We start from the raw sequence: 17417 nt of genomic DNA on the forward strand, positions 1-17417 counted from the left end.
ATCGGGCGGCCCCATACGCATTGCGCTGATTGACAGTTTGCAAATCCGTTGCGGAAGCGCACTCCGCTTTCGACGCCGTCATGCTTCCTTTTCCTTTCCGGTTCGTTGAAGGCCACCCCTCTCGTGCAGATGTCGCGAGGGCGGCTCGACGGGTTTGCTAGGTCCCAACAATTGCAGCAATGTTACGCTCGGCCGCCCTGTGGTTTCCGTAATGCTGCTGTAATTCTTGCGGCAGATTCGGAAGGCCGAAGCCAGGGGGGGCCGATGCGGATATTGCTCATCGAAGACGAGAGGGAACTGGCGGCGGCGCTGGCTGTGGCGCTCAGCAAATATGGCATCGTCATCGACCATACGACCCATCTCGCCGACGCAGCCGAGCTTGCCCGTCAGAACGACTACGGCGCTATTCTTCTCGACCGCCGCCTGCCCGACGGCGAAGGGCTCAGCTTCATTCCGCAATTGCGCCGCATTGGCCAGGATGCACCGATCATCGTCCTGACGGCGCGCAACGAGCCGATGGAGCGGGTTGAAGGCCTCGACATCGGGGCGGACGACTATCTCGGCAAGCCCTTTCTCGTCGAGGAACTGATGGCACGCCTGCGCGCCGTGTTGCGCCGTCCCGCGGCACTCGCTGAACTTGAGATCAAGGTCGGGCGCATGGCGCTCGATCCGCTGAATCTCACCGTGACCGTCGATGACGTGAAACTCGACGTCCCGAGGCGCGAACTCTTCGTGCTCCAGGCGCTTGCCAGGCGCCGGGACAAGACCGTTCTTCGCTCGACGCTCGAAGCTGCCGTCTACAACTACGAAGAAGAAATCCAGTCGAACGCGATCGACGCCCACATTTCAAGGCTGCGCAAGCGGCTGGCCGATGCTGGCGCCGGCGTGTCGATCCACAACATCCGTGGGGTCGGCTACCTCCTGAAGGAAGAGTGATGATGGGCCAGGCGGCAAGACGCAATCCGTCGCTCTGGTGGCGGCTCAGCTGGCAGTTGAGCCTCGTGATCATCGCCGTCGTCGCCTCGGTGATCATTGGGCTCTGCATCTGGGCAACCACGATCATGTCGCCGAACACGGCCATGGAAGGGACGGTCGTCTCGGTCGTGTCCGGTGCCGTAGGCCGGGGCAGCGATGGTGCAATGCAGCTTTCCGAGACCGACGATCTGGCGACGCTCAAGGCACAAAACGGTGCCTTGTGGTTCGTGGTCGCCACCACCAGCGGTGCCTTCGCCTCCTATGGGTCTATTCCGCCCGCCTATGCCGCACTTCCCCAGGTAATCCACCTGTTCGACGAAGCCGATATCAGGGGAGCCGCAACTACCCTCGAGATTGCGACGATCGAAAACGCGAGGACACCGGCTGGCGAAGTGCGGATCCTGTTTGGCGGCGTGGCGGACAAGGGCTGGGGTGCCCTGGCTCTTTTGGCGAAGGCCTATCCGATATACCTGTCTTTGATCGCCAGTGCGCTTCCGGCGATTTTTCTTGCTGTTCCCCATATCGTCGGTCGCGCGCTGGCGACGGTGAGCGAGGTTGCCGACGAAGCATCGCGGATCGATCCGCGCCGCCACGGGACGCGCCTGCCGCTCGCAGGTATCCCGAACGAGGTCGCCCCGGTTCTGGTCGCCTTTAACGGCGCACTTGAGCGCCTCGAAGATGAGGCCAGGAAACGGCGGCGCTTTCTGGTCGATGCGGCTCACGAACTGCGAACCCCCATTGCCATCATGCAGACGCGCATCGACGGCATGGCGGAGGGCCGGGAGCGAACGCGTCTGATGGACGACGTTGCCCGGCTCGCAGAAACGGCGGAGCAGCTTCTGGATTTCGAGCGCAACGACCAGGCGCTCGTTCTGGACGAGCCGATGGATCTGGTCGATATCGCGCGATCGGCCGTCGCCGATCTCGCCCCGCTGGCGATCGCGGGAGGTTATCAGGTGTCATTCCACAGTGACGTGGAGACGCTTGCGCGAAAGGGCAACCCACCTGCCGTCTTGCGCGCGGTCACCAACCTCGTCCGAAACGCCATCGATCACGGCGGCAATGCCGGCCTGATTGCCGTCTCCGTCTCAAGCGACGGGCGCGTCGAGGTTTCCGACGAAGGACCCGGCATACCTGCCGAGCATCAGGAACTCGTTTTCGAGCCGTTTTACAGGGTTTCTCCCAAAGAAACGGGCGCGGGTCTTGGTTTGAGCCTTGTGAAACAGGTGGTTTCCAACCACGGGGGCCGCGTCAGCCTCACGAGTTCAGCGATCGGAACCAAAGTTGCCGTCCACCTCTGATCGGCGAGCGGCCCCACAGCTTCCGCTGCTGACATCCCGAGCCAGCTTGTAATTCTGTAGCAATTGTCCATCCCCAAGGTCGCCGTTGCATACCAACGGAGATCATGGAACGTGCTAAAAGAATATTTGATTCAATTTCTTAACAGGCTTTTTTCATCACTCGTCCCGCCCCGCGCGGTTGGCCTGGCAGGACTACTCTCGGTGGCCCTGGCCGGATGCCAATCGGTTCCGCTGAAGGAGGCGGGGACGCTGACCTCCTATAGCAAGCTCGGCCCGTCGAAAGGCATGGTGGCGAAGAGACGCCTCTATGTCGACGGACAACGCCTGGCCGGCGTAAAAACCGTCCGCATCGCGCCGACGATGTTTTCCTTTGCCGCCGCCTCCAGGATCAAGTCCGGTGCCGATCGCGACTTGGTCTCGAACGCTCTCGACCGGGCGCTCTGCGTCGCGCTCAGCGACAGGTATCAGATGGTTTCCGCCGATCAGCCTGCCGACCTGACGGTTCGCTCCGTGGTCGCCGATATTGTTCCGACAGACAAGGCGCTCGCAGGGGTCTCGACGGCCGTGACCGTTGGCACCGGGTTCGTGCTCCCCGTCAGCGTGCCGCGATTGCCCGTGGGCCTCGGAGGCCTGGCCGTCGAGGCCGAAGCCGTCGATGCCGGTGGCGAACAAAGCGCTGCGATGCTTTGGGCGCGGGGCGCGAATTCGATCCTCGACAAGCCCCGTGTTTCCGAAGTCGGCGACGCCTATAGCTTTGCGACGAAATTCGCCAACGAATTTTCGCAGGTGCTGATTTCCGGCAAGGAACCGAAGGCATTGGATATCTCGCTGCCGACCCGGCAGCGCGTGCAGTCCTGGTTGGGTGGCAAACCCAAATATGCCGCATGCGACACCTTCGGCCGGGCACCGGGCCTGGTCGGCGCGATCGCAGCCAAATACGGCGCGCCGCCTCAATGGACCGACAAGAAGCCGAAAGCGGCGGCGGAACAGGCGCTCAAGCCTCCCATTGTGCGGTAGCTTGCCGCCGGCACTCCCTACTTCACGCCGCCATGGGCAAGCCCGGTCACGAGGTAGCGTTGCATGAAAAGCGCGACCAGATAGACCGGCGCGATGCCCGCCAGGGAAGCGGCTGCCATCTGGCCGAAATTCACCAGCCGGTCGCCCTGGAAGAGCGAGATGCCGACCGGCAAGGTCCGCGTGGCGTCGGAGAAGGTGAAGGCGGAAGCAAACAGGAACTCGTTGTAGGACAAGACCGTGACGATGATGAAGGTTGCGACGATCCCCGGCGCGATGATCGGCACGACGATCTGCAGCAGCGTGCGAAACGGACCGGCGCCGTCCATCGCCGCTGCCTGCTCGATTTCGATCGGCATGCGGCGCAGGAACGGCATCAGCAGCCAGAAGGCGACGGGTACGTTGGCGAAGCCGTAGATGAGAACAAGCCCGGCGCGCGTATCGAGCAGGCCGGTTGTCTTCAATAGAAAAAACAGCGGGATCAGCGCCACGATCGGCGGGGCCATGTAGCTCGAGAGCGTAACGTCCGACAGCCACTTGCCACCGATCTTCAGCCGCAGGACGGCATAGGCCGACGGCAGCGCCAGTGCGATGGTGACCAGGCCCGAGACCAGCGACACGGTCACGGAATTCAGAATGAACCCGAGGATGTTGGCCGCTTCGAAGGCCGCCGGCCAGTTCGTGAGCGTCGGCGCCGTCGGCCAGAAGCGGCCGTTGAGCACGTCGTCCTTCGTCTTCAAGGAAACCGCGATGAGATAGAGGAAGGGCAGGGCAAAGAAGCTGACGACGGGCGCTGCCGCAAGTCCGAGCCACAGATGTCGCGCTGCGGGTTTCATAGTTCTCGTCTTTCGAAGTGCTGGTGCAGTCGCACGACGGGCAAGGTCACAAGTCCGATGACCAGCGCGTAGATCATCGTCTCGGCTGCGGCGCGGCCGACGTCGAACTGTTCGATTGCCCGCCGATAGATGGCAAAGCCGGCCGATGTCGTCGCAAAGCCCGGCCCGCCGAAGGTCAGGATATAGACGAGGTCGAAGAGCTTGAACGACAAGATAAGCTTCAGCAGATAGATCGACGAAAGCGGTGCGGCGACCAGCGGCAGGGTGATGTGCCAGAAACGCTGCCAGCCATTGGCCCCGTCCACCATGGCCGCCTCGTGAACGCTCTCAGGCACCGTGGAAAGGGCCGCAAAGCAGAGAATGACGATGAAGGGCGTCCATTGCCAGAGATCCGCTACGCCGATTGCCAGCCAGGCGAGCGTCGGGTGGCCGAGAAAGGAAATCGGCTCGGAGATCACGCCATAGGTGATCAGGGTGCCGTTCAAGAGCCCGCCTGCCGGCGCGAAGATGAGCTTCCAGGCGATGCCGACCATGACCGGCGGGGTCATCAGCGGCAACAGCACGAGGCTCATCAGGAAGCGGCCGGCCTTCAACAGGGACGTAAAAAGCAGCGCGATCAGGAAGCCGAGCGCAAGCTGCACCAGCGAGGTGGCAAGTGCATAGGCGACGCTTCTGCCGATGGCCGCAAGGAAGATCGGATCCTGAAGCGCCGTTACAAAGTGCTTGATGCCGACGAAGCCGCGGAACGGCTTTCCGAGCGTGCTCTTGCTGAAGGCAAGCGCCAGCAGAAAGACGGTCGGGTAGAGCGTCGTGACGACCAGCGCGACGAGGACGGGCGCGATCCAGGCGAGCCGACCGAGACGCGCCCGAAGGGCGTGGCTGCGCGCGGCGACACCTGCCGCACCGGCGGGTTCCAGCACCTCGACGGCGAAGGCGGTCATGCGGCCTCGGCCAGATCCGGGCGCGTCGGCCCGCTGCCGGCCCGGGTGGCGAGCAACATGTCCTCGATATCATCGAGATCACGAGGGGTGAGCCCCAGGGTTGCCGCATCGATCCAGCCATCGATCTGCAGCGGCTCGCGCGCACCGATGATGGCTCCGGTAACGCCGGGCCAGGAAATCGCCCAGGCGGCAGCGACCGCAGCGACGGACGTTTCGTGTCGTGCAGCAATCGGCCTCAAGCCTTCGGTAAAGGCGAGGTTCCGGTGAAGCGCTTCGCCTGAAAATTCCTCGTCGCGCGATCGCCAGTCGTCCTGCGGAAGGGCTCGGGCGCGCGCCGGCGTAAAGGCGCCGGTGAGCAGGCCCGATTGCAGCGGGCTGTAGGCGATAACGCCGCTGCCATGCGCCTGCACCCAGGGCAGTTCTGCTCTGGCGAATTGGCGCTTGATCGCCGAAAAGGGCGGTTGCACGACATCGACGGGCGCGACCGTTGCCGCGCGCTCGAGAAGCGCCCGATCGTGGTTCGAAAGCCCGATGGCCCTAACCTTGCCCTCTTTCTTCAATTCGGCAAGCGTCGCCCAATAGTCCTCGACCGGTGTGCCGTCATTGGCAGGCCAGTGCACCTGATAGAGGTCGATGACGTCAACGCCGAGCCGCTTCAGGGAAGCTTCCAGCTCGCGGCGAATGGACTGGGCATTGCCGATGCGGGCTGGAAGGGCGTTACGGTTGTCCGGGTCCCAGATCAGCCCGGCCTTGGTGAAGATCAACGGACGTTCGGATCGCGGGATGGTCGAGAGAGCCTCGCGCACGATCTGTTCGGAATGGCCGAGGCCATAGACGGGTGCCGTGTCGATCCAGTTGATGCCGCGCTCGACCGCATGACGAATGGCCGCGATCGACCGGGTATCGTCCTGGCTTCCCCATCCCCACCCCCAATCGGGGCCACCGATGGCCCAGGCGCCGAAGCCAACGGGCGTGATGTCGAAATCGGTTCGGCCGAGCCTGCGCTTCGGCAAGGATCTTGCACTCATGGTCTTTTGCCTCGTTGAAAGAAAGTGGCGGGGCGGCGCCGGGAGGAAGCGCCACCCCGCAAGCAATCAGCCGTTGGTCTCGATGATTTCGGTCCAGGCCTGGTGGGCGTCGGCGATCGCCTGTTCCGCGCTTTTGGTGCCGGCGAGCGCCAGGGCCAGTTCGTCGGTCAATGCATTTTCGAGTTTCGGCGCGTAGACGGCGGTTGGCCAGGCCAGGCTGTTTTCCAATGCGCCATCATCGAGTAGCGGTTGCACCAGCGGCTGGAAGTCCTTGAACTTCTGCGATTTCAGCCCCGAATGGCGGTCCGGGTCAATGCCTGAGCCGGTGAGCGCCAGTAGCTCTTGGTGGTAGTCCTTGCCGGTCGCAAACTTGATCAGGTCCCAGGCGACATCCTTGTTCTTCGATCCGCTGGTGATCGCAAAGCCAAAGCCGGCATTGAAGGCGAGGCGGGGTGTCTTGTTGCTGCCGCCGACGGGAATGCGCGCCACGCCCCACTTGTCCACGATCTTCGAGCCCTTGGGATCCTGCGCATAGCCGCCGAGATCGGTCCAGAAGTCGATCTGCGCCGCCTTGCCGTTGAGAAAGGCGGGCAGCCCCTCTTCGAAGCGGGTTTCGAGTGGGGTCGGAAGCGCGTGGGGTGCCGACGCCAGCAGCGACTTCAGGGCCTCGACCGCCTCCGTGCTGTCGAGCGCCGAGGTGCCGTCCGCTTTCAGGAAGTTGCCGCCGAAGCCGGTGAGCCGGTTGGCATAGGTGGACAGAATGATGACCGGGATCTTCGCGCCCAGAACCGCCGCACCATAGATCCCGTTCTTCTTTTCCGCCTCGGTAATCACCCTGGCGTTCTCGTTGTATTCGTCCCAGGTGGCGGGCGCTTTCAGGCCGTAACGATCAAACAGTTCGCGGTTATAGAAAAGCAGATGACTGTCGCCGTCATAGGGTAGGCCATAACGGCGGCCGTCATGCAGCGTGTACTGGTCGTAGATGGTCTGGATGAAGTCTTCCGGCTGGATCTCGGCCTTGTCGCGCTCGATGAGATCGGTGACGTCCTCGATCACGCCATCGTCGGCCAGCTGCCCCTTGTAGGTATAAAAATAGTCGATGACGTCGAACTGGTTGGCGCCCGACTGCACGTCCAGCGTTGCCTTGACGCTGACCTGGTCGTAGGGCACCGCCGTGACGTTGACCTTGGCTCCGGTCAGCCTTTCGAAATCCTCGGCAATTTTCTTGCCCGTCACGACGTGCGGCTGGATGATCAGGAGATTGACCGTGCGGCCGGCATATTTGGTGCCGGATGCAAGCGCCGTAGAGGAGGCAAGCGGCGCGACGAAGGGCAGGGCGCCGGCAGCGGCGAGCGTTTTCAGCACACTGCGGCGGCGATACGCCTGGCTGAAAATGGAACTGGACATGGGATCCTCCGTCGAAATCTGGTCTTGGCCAGCGTTGTCATCCGTCGCGGGCGGAGCGGGTCCGGCTCACGTGTTGCCAGCATCATGCGCGAGAAATCTCGATCATTACACACATAGTCTATGTTTTTTATGTATTAATACGGAATGATTTTGCTGCTCTCTCCCTGTCGCGGGAGTAGGAATTTCTTCGAGAGATTGTCCGGCCCGCTGGAGCCGGGACGACAGCCGCCCCGGTCCACCCAGCGGAAAGAATACGATCCGCTCGCCAAGCCTCCGATGGTCAATCAGCCTTGGCCCGCGGCAGGACGCGCTTTGAACACGAGCAGAATCCCGAGGGACGGCAGGATGCCCGCCAGGAGCAGGTTGGTGCCGAGATCGAACTGATCGACAATGCGCCCACCGGCAAAGGATCCGACGGCAATGGCGATGTTGAAGATCGCGACGAACAGCGCCGTTGCGACTTCGACGTCGGAGGGTGCCGACTTCATCATCCAGGTTTGCAAGGAGACCGAGACGCCGCCATAGGCGACGCCCCACAAGATGAGGACGATGATACCGCCAAGAGGCGAGTGTCCGAAGAGGGCAAAACCGAAGAGGACAGCGGCAAGAGCTGCGGCAATGCACAGCAAGGTCGCGCCGGTGCGCCTGGCGGCGACAGGGCCGGCAACAAAGTTTCCGCCGATCCCGGCTGCTCCATAGGCAAACAGCATGAGCCCGACCCATTCCGTGCCGATGCCTGAAACAACTTCCAGAAGCGGACGTATGAAGGTGTAGGCCATGAAATGCCCTGCAACGAACAGGAACGTGATGGCCAGGCCAAGTTGGATCCGGCAGTTCGAGAGCTGATTGCTGAACTGGCCGAGCCGGACGGACTGATGGACAGGCAGAGCAGGCAATGCGCAGAGATTGACCACGAGCACGATCCCACAAAAGACCGCCATCGCGGCAAACGCGAAGCGCCAGCCCGCCGCATCACCGATCATGGCTCCGACCGGAACGCCAAGAACCGAAGCTGCTGCAACGCCACCAAAAATGATTGCCGTCGCGACGCCAACGGACCGGCTCGGCACCAGTCGTGGCGCAAGGCCGCCGGCAACGGCCCAGATGCCGCCCATGCAAAAGCCGACAAGGATGCGCGCCGCCAGAAGCAGGCCGATGGTGTTGGCGAGCGCTGAAACGATGTTCGCAACAACGAGCAGCAGCAGAAGCGTGGTCAGGATGCGCCTTCTGTCGATCCTGCCGGCCACGAGCACCACGGTCGGCGCAAAGAGTGCGGCAAGCAGTGCCGGCAGCGAGAGCGTCAGGCCGGCGGTCCCCATCGACGTTTGAAGGTCGTGTGCGATCGGCGTCATCAATCCGACGGGCAGCATCTCGGTCGTCACGACGCAGAAGGTTGCCAGGCCGGAGGCATAGACCGGCAGCCAACTTTCCCTCTTTGTGCCTCCCTTTGATTGCAGACTGTCGCTTTCTTCCTGGAGTTTCATTCGCTTGCCTCTTTCATTCGGGGGGCGGGCCGCGATGTGGCGCCGCGCCCATCCTGTGTCCCGTTGCGGGGACGTTGCGAGGCATTGTTTACTGTTTCCGAAACTTGGATAAACTGTCGTACTGTGGAAACAAAAGGGACGATTTGTCCCCAATAGGATCTTGCGATGCTGGACCATCTCGGCGATGTGCGCGCCTTTGTTCGTGTCGCCGACGACCAGAGCTTCACCCTGGCGGCCGAGCGGCTCGGACTTTCCCGTTCGGCGGTCGGCAAATGCGTCGCGCGTCTTGAAGACAATATGGCGACGCGGCTCATTCATAGGACAACGCGCAGCGTCAGCCTCACCGAGGAGGGCCGGCTCTTCTACGAGCATGCGATCAGGATCCTGTCGGAAGTGGACGACGCGGAGTCCGCCTTGGCACAACGCCACCAGGCGCCAACAGGGCGCCTTCGCATCGACGTGCCGATCGCCCTCGGCAGGCTGCATATCCTGCCCGTTCTCCAGCGCTTCCTGAACCGCTGGCCCGAGGTGGACGCGGAGGTCTCGTTTTCGGATGAGTATCGCGACATCGTCGGCGACGGCATCGACATTGCCGTTCGTATCGGCGGGCCGACCGACAGTCGCCTCGTGCGGCGGGTCCTGGCCTCGCATCGGCTCATAACCTGCGCCGCGCCTGACTATTTGCGGCAACGCGGAACGCCGCGCACGATCGACGAGCTGACGCGCCACGACAGGATCGGCTTCAAGCACGCAAGCGGACCAGTGCCGTGGCACTACAAGGTGGGCGGCGAAGACCGGGACGTCGGTGTTCAGGGAAACTTGCGTCTCGGAAACACCGAAGCCATTCGCGATGCTTGCCTCGCGGGAATGGGTGTTGCGCAACTGGGTGCATTCCTGGTGGGCCGCGACATCAGGGAAGGCAGGCTTGTGCCCTTACTCGAAGAATTCGAGCGCGACGAGCCGCCGGTTTGCGTCGTCTATCCGACGCGAAAGCATGTTTCTCCAAAAGTCCGCCTTTTCATCGAGGCCATTCGGGCGGAATGGGCGGCCGGTGCGCCCTGGGCATAACCCCGGACGCCGTCCTGCCTTCGGCTTTGCGGCTCGCAACTTGTGAGCTGCCATCGCGCACACTACCTGTGAGGCGTGAAAGCGGCCGCCGCAACGGCATGTCCTTGAGGTGATGATGAAACTGCCCCCGCAAGCCGGCGCTTCGTCTGCAAGCCATCCCGACGTGTTCGACGCTTCCTGCTCGGCCAGGCACGCGCTCGAACTGATATCGACGAAATGGGCGATCCTCATCATGTCTGCGCTTGCGGCGGGTCCGATGCGCAATGGCGCGTTGCTGCGCAAGGTCGAGGGCATTTCGCAGAAGATGCTGACCCAGACGCTGAAGGACCTCGAGCGCAACGGGTTGGTGCAGCGTCACGATCAGCAGACGAACCCGCCGCATGTGGAATACAGCCTGAGCGCGGTTGGCCTGTCTCTCAGCGAAACGCTGATCAACCTCGACCGATGGGCGGAGCGGAACTTTCCGGAGCTGGACCGCTTCAGGGAAAAATACGATACGGCCGCGAGCGAGGCAAAGGCAGCCAGGCGGCGCAAGATTCGCTTGCCGTAGCGGAAGGATATTGCGCGCCGCGAAGGCGGCTCATGCCCACACGCGGCCCGATCGCGGCGTGTCGATCTGGTAGTCGGAGGTGTGAGCGCTGAAGAAGGTCCGGCCGAAGAGGCGCGCCCGCGCGATCGGGTCGCTTGGATCGCGGTGTATGTCGCTGCGTGCGTTGCCATGGCCGTGCACCACGCCAACGAAGGTCGAGCGCGTGTAGCGGCTGAATTCCTGGAACTGATGCTGCGGACCGGACGAAACGGTGGGGTAGGTCTCTTCCGAGCTGAGGACGAGACCGATCCGTTTTCCGGTCATCTGCGCGACCACGGACGCCGATTGCGGATGCGACGCAGCGACGTAGCAGAATATTCGATCGAAGAAAGCCTTCAACTGCGCAGAGACGCCATACCAGTAGATCGGGCTTGCGGCGATGAAGCCGTCAGCGGGTAGGTAGGAACCGAAGAACGCCCGCCGGAAACCGTCGTCGATCCCGCACTCGCCATCGGGCATGCGACACTGGCGACAGTCTCGAAGCAGCGCTGACAGAATGTCGTCGGCCCGCACCGTCTCGACCTCGTGGCCAGCTTCCAGTAGGCCTTCGGCCACGGCATTCGCCATTGTCGCCGAGTTTCCGTCGCGTCGCGGGCTGGAGCAGAGAACCATTGCCTTCATCGATATCATCCTCAAACAGCGGGTAAGCTGGAAAGTGAAACTCCAGGGCTTTGCTGCAGGCGTATCGGGCGCAGGGGCCGCCTTACAAGTACGCACCTTGGGGTGCCTATGTCGCGGGCTCTTCCGCTATTCGGTTCCGCGTGAAAGCGGGGCAAAGGCGGTCGCCTTGATTTCCACCAAGCCGCCCTCCGGGTTCAGTTCCGCGACGGCCAGTTCGACACATGCCGGGTAGGGCGCCGGGAAAAATTCGTTCCCGGACCTCGGCGATCGTGGCGAGCTGCCCGCCCTTGTCGAGCGCCAGCCGATCGCTGCCGGAGCAAATGGCAAGAAGGGGCCGCGGATGCGAGCGGGGGGCGCCGCGTTCGCCCCATGGGGCTCAATTCAGGCCCAGGATCTCGCGCAGGTTCACATTCTCTCCATCGGACTGGGTGTCCAGCGACGCTTTCAGTTGGCCTATCCGCTCGCGGACAAGGGCAAGTGCGCGTGCCGCATCTCCATCTGTCAGGCGCGCGAGGATCTGCCTGGAGTAATCCGATTGCCTGCCTGCCGGTTGCACGCTCTGGTGAAGCGAAAGTGCGAGCGCGAGGCAGGAGGCGTTTCGTTCCCATTCTCTGGCAAGCGTCCCGTTGCCATGAACCAGGCAAAGCAGGCTTCCAAACTCGATGTCGAACCGGCGCAGAAGTCGGAAATCATGGGCCGCCTCGGCCTTTTCTTCCGCCTTGGCGTGTTGCGCGATCCGGTCGAACTGGGAGGCGGCGATGGATGCGTGGTTCGTCGCGATTTTCTCGACGACGAATGTCTGCAGCGCCTCGCCCATTTCAAGCATTTCAAAAGCCGATTGCAGCGATGGGGATGCGACGTAGGCGCCCTTGTTGGGCGGCAGGAAAACCAGCCCGTCCTGTTCCATGATCATCAGAACCTTGCGCATGACCGTGCGGCTGATCCCGTAGATGTCACACATCACGAGCTCTTCCAGCTTGACACCTGGCTTCAGCTTGCGGTCGATGATGGCGTTCCAAAGGTCAACGTGGATCTTCGCCTCGATGCCACTCAAGGATGTACTTTGCATCAATGCGGCATCTTCGCTCTGCAAGGCGGGAGAGAGGTAGTTGAACTTTGGCATCCGGGACCCGATTTCCGTAAGGCGTTCGATAAGCTTTACATGGTTCAGCAGCAGCAAATCAATCGCTGTCGGATGTATTGCGCCAAACTGTATCGATGGATTCCGATTGCGAGATGGGAGGAAGACTATCCAGGCGGCGTGATTTCGGATCGAGTGAACGGGCCAAACACGGGAAGCTTTGCTGAAAGGTCAACGAAAATACGCCCGCAACCGATACAGATTGCGGGCATATTGTCTTTAGTTACTCTCTTCCGTTAGAAGCTACGCTGCAGGCGGACGAAGCCCGACACGTAGTCGTCGTTCTTGGACTTGCTGTCCTTGAAGGTGTCATTGTAGTCGACCTTGACGTAATTTACGGTTGTACGGACATCAAGACCTTCGGTGATCTTATAGTCTGCCGTGACGCCGACCTTCCACGCATTGCCGTTGCCAAAGCTTTCGTTGGGCGATGCAGCGCCTCTCCAGGCCGCGTTGAAGAGAACGTTCCGGCGCAGATCGCCGAAATACTGAGCGCCGGGCGTGATCGCCAGTCTGTCAGTGACGTTGAGGCGATAGGAGGCCGCAACGCTCCACTTGGACGTGGACCAGTAGGAGTTCGGGTCCGACGACCAGACGGCAAAGCCCTGGAGCACGCCCGGGCCGAGATCTGCCGACACCAGGCCGCGGATGGCGCCCTGCTTCACCTCGGTGTCGTAACCGCCGAGCAGGTCGAAGGATGCGCTGCCGAGCGAGACCGAAACGATGCCTTCGACGCCAACCCCGTTGTTCTTCGAGGTTAGGCCTTCGAGCTCGTCGATGGCGATACCTGCCTGGAACGCGCCGGCGTCATAGGTGTAGGAGATGGAGTTGAAGACGGTCGTGTCGTTGCCGCTGATGTCGGTTTCGCCGTTCAGACCCTTGTCCCACCAGCTGGCGAAGTGGCCAGCACGCAAGCCCGCGAGCTGGATGTAGGCTTCGTCGAGCTTGAAGTTGTTGTGGGCGTCGTTGTCGGTATCGGCCTGAATGGCGATGTAGCTGGTGAGCGCGCCGTATTCCGTATCGTTCTTCGCCTCGAGGATCAGCTGCGCGCGGGCAAAAGCATCCCAGTCGGAAGTCGACTGCTTGCCTTCCCAGCGACCAGCGCTTTCGCGCGGACCGAAGTTCGTCTGGAAGCGTACATAGCCGCCGATGCGCAGGCAGGTTTCGGTTCCGGGAATGTAGAAGAAGCCGGTGCCGAATGCGTCGCAGACACGGACATATTCCGTCGGTTCCGGCTCGGCCGCTATGATTGCGTCTGCCGCCTGGACGCTGGACGTCGCCGCGATCGCGGCAGCCGATCCCAAAAGTATGCTTTTCATCGTCATGGGAAAATCCCTCTCATTGTTCGATCAGGCAAGACGGCCGCATTACCCCATCGATGTGGATCCGCGACCTGCTTGCTTCGCGCTGTGGTTGTTGACGCCACCCGATCTTCGGCTGGCCAGCGCATGCAATCGGGTATCACGATTTTTCCAAAAGTGAATTCATAAAATTCATAATCTCAATTCAAATTTGCAGCATGATCGATCCATATTGCAAAATTGCTACATATTAGCGTTTCGCCACACTGAATTTCGCTGGTGAGGCTTTTGCTTTCATCGTGGCTCCAATCGCAATTGAGATTATTATGTTTATGTATTGATTTTAAATCGTGCGGTGTTAGAAGAACGCTGCCTTGAGAAGAAGGCGATCTCCAAGTGGTCAACGCCGCCAGTCCATCCCTGCGACTGGCGGCGTTCGCTTTGGTTCCGCGGCAACGCGAATCGCCTCGCCTTGGTACGTTGCTGGAGCGGCGCATGCGGGCGGCAGGGGACGGCTCTGGCCATCGCCCGACGCTGCAGATCGACGAGGGCAGGCAGCAAGAGTTGCCCGAAAGATGGCGTCCGGTTTCCGCAACGGTTGTGCCGGTTCTAATCGGAAAGTTTCGGGATCGGGCAGGCGGTGTGCTGGTGGAGCGCGAACGCCCGGACACGACTGCAACCGCAGCCGTGTGGGCGGAAGCCGTCTTTTCAGCCCAGGCGGTCTACGGCCATTCGGGCGTGCTCATAGGGGCTGTAGCATTCGGATCCCTGCAGGCGCGCGACGATGGCTATGGGATCCCATATCGGCTTCGTTTGCGCCGTGAAAAGATCGGCAGACAGACGATGATCCTGTGCCTTGAAGTGGCCGTCGCGGACGCCGTTCTCGATGATACCTCCGACGATGCCCTGAAGCCGTCGGAGATGTTTGCGGAAGCCCGGCCGATCGATGGCGAGAAGCAGGGCTTCGCGGCGAGGCGATGCGGCCGTCAACACGTGCAGGCTCAGGAAGTGCAGGCTGAGGCGGTGCTGGTCGAGGAGGTGGTCGACGAGCTTGTCCGGCGCTTCGACCGGTCGGCGCGCGTTCGCCGTTGCAACGGTAATCCGTTCTTTCAGCACTCTGAGGATGACGGCATCAAGGTGGTGTCCGGCGGTCAAGGTGTTGATGGAGAGCACGCTCGAGATCCCGAATGGTGGCTCTTTACGAGCCGCTGCTGCACATGTCCGGGATCGCAGGGATCCCGACCTTCTGCATGCCATGACCCTACGGCGATGGAGAGATGCCGTGCCGATTGCCAATACTTGGCGAAGCGGCTTGCGGATCGAGTTGCAGTCCGCAACGCAGCTGAAGCTGAAGGTTCATCCTTGACCGATCCATAGCTGGGTGGCTATGTGTCGTGCATAGCCATTCGGGTATGGGCTCCGTGACCGTGTCGGAGGATCCGACCCGCGACGAACTGACGGAACAGTCGAGGTCCGCGCATGTCTGAAAAGAAAGTCGGAAAGAACGCATCGAAAGCTGCTTCCGGTGCGCCAAGGGCAACGAGCGGACGCAAGACGCCGCCGACAAAGTCGGCCGATGGCGTCGTCCTCCTGACCGGCGGCAACCCGCAGATCGCCAAGGGCTATGGAGACGCGCCAATACAGCAATACATCGCTGCGATGCCGGGGTGGAAAAGCGATCTGGGCAAGCGTCTTGACCGGCTGATCGTTGAGGCCGTTCCCGGTGTCGAAAAGGCGGTCAAATGGAACTCTCCCTTTTATGGCATGGAAAAGGATGTCTGGTTCCTCGGCTTTCACTGCATGACGAAATACGTGAAGGTCGCTTTCTTCCGCGGCGCGCAGTTCAGCCCCATGCCGCCCGGCACGTCGAAACAGCCGGATGTGCGCTATCTCGACATCTATGAGGCCGACGAACTCGACGAGGCGCAGTTCCTGGACTGGGTCAAACAAGCCAGCGAGCTACCGGGCGAAAAAATGTAAAGCGTCGCCGCAGCGCGAAGCCGCCGCCGCCCGGAATGGCCAGGCGTGGCTTGCCTCCTCACAGGCGGCACCTCAATCGGCGGTGCCCACCATGAGGACCTGCATGACTGCGGTCATTGCAGGGTCGGTGCCGGCGGCATAGTCGGCAAAGCTCGTCGAGCGCGGGATGTCCGGCTGAAGCGGGCCTGCCGGAACGTCATAGGCGTAATTCAAGAGGAAACAGGTCCTGATCTCCGACAGGCTGCATCCGTGCTCCCAGTCGTGATAGGCCGTCGAATAGCGGATAGTGATCTTCGAGTTCGGCAAAACCGTGCGGCCGCCTTCACCCCAGAACTGCAGCCGGTCTCCCATCGGCTCGCCGACAAGAACTGTGCGCGTGCCGCCGAAATGCCTCAGGCGCGCCGCCGTGCTGATCGCGGCCGAAAACGTGTTTGCGCTGGTCAGCACGAACAGCCGTCCGTCAGGCGGCAGGATGGCCGGGAGCCTTTGCGAGAAATCGGCGGTCAATTCGTAGTTGCCGCCATTGTTGAACCGCAGATCGACGACTGCATTGCGTATGGGCTTTTTCTCCGCTTCATCCAGCATCTGGGCGAGCCCCTGCGACAGGCTCTCCGGCGTGGCATCCCTGATGCGGTTGATCTGGACATAGAGCAGATCGGGCAAGGGGTAGTGGTGCCAATAATTGGCGTCGGGGCGCGTGAGATAGGCCGGCAGCGTGACGTCGTCGAGCACGTGCCGCCACGCGGCGTCGCGATCGGTCTGCGACAGGGGACTGAAATCGCGGCGCGGCCAGACATGGGCGTTTAACGGTTCCGGCGCGCCGGGCGTGGCAAGAAGAGGGATCTGCGCGACGTTTCCATCCTTAAGACGGATGAGATAGGCGCTTTCCTGCGAGCTGTCGGCAAGGCCGGCGGCATGGAGGAGTTCCGGCGAAATTGCGATATTGGGGACGAATTCCCTGGCGAGATTGGCGGGTCCGCCGAAATGGGGCCGCAGCGCATCGACAAAGGCCTCCGTCGTCCGTCCATTCACCTCAAGGATCTCTCCGCCCAGAAGGTGCGATTGGTCGCCTGTCGCTGCGATCACGAACAGGCCTTCGGCAAACCAGCCGAGGCGGATCGGAACCGCATTGAAACTGTGGCCGCCGACAAGCCCGACGACACTGGTGGGCCCATTGTCGGCGAGCGCGACCGCCTTTGCAGCCGCCATCGCCAGACCGGCGCGGTCGAGATCGCCGGCCCGTTGTTCGATCGCATCAAGGGAGCCCGTAAACGCCGCCTGGGCGGCCGGCGAGAAGCTTCGGTCAACCTCGATCAGGCGCCGCAGATGGGCAAGGTCCTGCCTGTTGCGTTCCAGTCGCGAAGCTGCGGCCGGAAAGTCGCTCCGGGGATAGGTCTTCAGTGTTGGGTAGAGAATGACGGCAAGCGGCGCGACCACCAGGAGAAGCACGGCGGCCAACGTGATCGATGCAATCCGAACGCCGCGTCGCCGCCAAAACCTCTTGCCGCTCGGTGCCGGACCGTCCTTGCGGTTTTGCGTCTCGTTTCCCATCGATTGCCGCCCCCATCGGCGCGCCTCTTAGAAGCGCGATCCATCCCCACATTCGGCGCTCCCTGCCGGGCCGGCGGCATCCCTTCAGCATTGCCGCGATCCCTGTTCGGGGGCGCGCGGCAATGACGCAGGTCTGGCGATCGGCCAGACAAGACGTAGGAACGGTGGCTCGACAATTCC

The 17417-nt window shown here is 62.0% G+C and carries 16 protein-coding genes and 1 pseudogene; 7 read left to right on the top strand and 10 right to left on the bottom strand.

The window, feature by feature from the left end; all coding sequences use genetic code 11:
• Positions 1-264: 264 nt before the first annotated feature.
• The 3 genes from IB267_RS15515 to IB267_RS15525 all read left to right on the top strand — a co-directional run bounded on the left by IB267_RS15515 (position 265) and on the right by IB267_RS15525 (position 3293).
• The gene (locus IB267_RS15515; RefSeq protein ID WP_043612112.1) at positions 265-936 is read left to right on the top strand and encodes a response regulator transcription factor; all 672 of its coding nucleotides are present in this window, start codon (positions 265-267) and stop codon (positions 934-936) included.
• Positions 936-2276 (top strand): sensor histidine kinase, encoded by a 1341-nt coding sequence (locus IB267_RS15520; protein WP_371742544.1) that lies wholly within the window; start codon positions 936-938, stop codon positions 2274-2276. The genes IB267_RS15515 and IB267_RS15520 overlap by 1 nt, the downstream gene beginning before the upstream one ends.
• Positions 2277-2459: 183 nt before the next feature.
• Positions 2460-3293, top strand: a complete 834-nt coding sequence (locus IB267_RS15525) for a DUF3313 domain-containing protein (protein WP_246810726.1) — start codon at positions 2460-2462, stop codon at positions 3291-3293.
• A 17-nt stretch (positions 3294-3310) separates the two neighbouring features.
• Here IB267_RS15525 and IB267_RS15530 read toward each other — a convergent pair whose 3' ends face one another.
• From IB267_RS15530 to IB267_RS15550, 5 genes are all read right to left on the bottom strand, one after another.
• A complete protein-coding gene (locus IB267_RS15530) occupies positions 3311-4126 on the bottom strand; it encodes a carbohydrate ABC transporter permease (RefSeq protein WP_192448415.1) in 816 nt (271 codons plus the stop codon).
• A complete protein-coding gene (locus tag IB267_RS15535; RefSeq protein ID WP_192448416.1) occupies positions 4123-5067 on the bottom strand; it encodes a carbohydrate ABC transporter permease in 945 nt (314 codons plus the stop codon). Before IB267_RS15535 ends, IB267_RS15530 begins: the two co-directional genes overlap by 4 nt.
• On the bottom strand, positions 5064-6095 hold the full coding sequence (locus IB267_RS15540; RefSeq protein ID WP_192448417.1) for an aldo/keto reductase: 1032 nt from the start codon (positions 6093-6095) through the stop codon (positions 5064-5066). Before IB267_RS15540 ends, IB267_RS15535 begins: the two co-directional genes overlap by 4 nt.
• A 66-nt stretch (positions 6096-6161) precedes the next feature.
• A complete protein-coding gene (locus tag IB267_RS15545) occupies positions 6162-7502 on the bottom strand; it encodes a sugar ABC transporter substrate-binding protein (RefSeq protein WP_192448418.1) in 1341 nt (446 codons plus the stop codon).
• Positions 7503-7786: 284 nt separating this feature from the next.
• A complete protein-coding gene (locus IB267_RS15550; RefSeq protein ID WP_371742545.1) occupies positions 7787-9163 on the bottom strand; it encodes an MFS transporter in 1377 nt (458 codons plus the stop codon).
• On the opposite strand from IB267_RS15550, the pseudogene IB267_RS33895 reads away from it, so the two are divergent.
• From IB267_RS33895 to IB267_RS15560, 3 genes and pseudogenes are all read left to right on the top strand, one after another.
• A pseudogene (locus tag IB267_RS33895) lies at positions 9152-9283 on the top strand (LysR family transcriptional regulator); the annotation flags it as partial. The gene IB267_RS15550 and the pseudogene IB267_RS33895 sit on opposite strands and share 12 nt — an antisense overlap.
• A 162-nt stretch (positions 9284-9445) precedes the next feature.
• A complete protein-coding gene (locus IB267_RS15555; RefSeq protein WP_371742581.1) occupies positions 9446-10054 on the top strand; it encodes a substrate binding domain-containing protein in 609 nt (202 codons plus the stop codon).
• A gap of 112 nt (positions 10055-10166) precedes the next feature.
• Positions 10167-10604, top strand: coding sequence for a helix-turn-helix domain-containing protein (locus IB267_RS15560; RefSeq protein ID WP_246810669.1), 438 nt, complete (start codon positions 10167-10169; stop codon positions 10602-10604).
• Positions 10605-10634: 30 nt separating this feature from the next.
• On the opposite strand, the gene IB267_RS15565 is transcribed toward IB267_RS15560, so the two are convergent.
• From IB267_RS15565 to IB267_RS33900, 4 genes are all read right to left on the bottom strand, one after another.
• Positions 10635-11264: a flavodoxin family protein gene (locus tag IB267_RS15565; protein ID WP_192448421.1), complete on the bottom strand. Its 630-nt coding sequence runs from the start codon at positions 11262-11264 to the stop codon at positions 10635-10637.
• A 376-nt stretch (positions 11265-11640) separates the two neighbouring features.
• Positions 11641-12444 (bottom strand): GntR family transcriptional regulator, encoded by an 804-nt coding sequence (locus tag IB267_RS15570; protein ID WP_192448422.1) that lies wholly within the window; start codon positions 12442-12444, stop codon positions 11641-11643.
• Positions 12445-12641: 197 nt separating this feature from the next.
• Positions 12642-13730, bottom strand: coding sequence for a porin (locus IB267_RS15575; protein WP_192448423.1), 1089 nt, complete (start codon positions 13728-13730; stop codon positions 12642-12644).
• A 684-nt stretch (positions 13731-14414) separates the two neighbouring features.
• Positions 14415-14963: a hypothetical protein gene (locus IB267_RS33900; RefSeq protein ID WP_371742582.1), complete on the bottom strand. Its 549-nt coding sequence runs from the start codon at positions 14961-14963 to the stop codon at positions 14415-14417.
• Positions 14964-15185: 222 nt separating this feature from the next.
• On the opposite strand from IB267_RS33900, the gene IB267_RS15585 reads away from it, so the two are divergent.
• Positions 15186-15686: a DUF1801 domain-containing protein gene (locus IB267_RS15585; RefSeq protein WP_192448425.1), complete on the top strand. Its 501-nt coding sequence runs from the start codon at positions 15186-15188 to the stop codon at positions 15684-15686.
• Positions 15687-15758: 72 nt separating this feature from the next.
• On the opposite strand, the gene IB267_RS15590 is transcribed toward IB267_RS15585, so the two are convergent.
• Positions 15759-17237: a S41 family peptidase gene (locus IB267_RS15590; protein ID WP_192448426.1), complete on the bottom strand. Its 1479-nt coding sequence runs from the start codon at positions 17235-17237 to the stop codon at positions 15759-15761.
• Positions 17238-17417: the final 180 nt, after the last annotated feature.

This window comes from Ensifer sp. ENS09, assembly GCF_014852425.1.
GTDB lineage: Bacteria > Pseudomonadota > Alphaproteobacteria > Rhizobiales > Rhizobiaceae > Ensifer.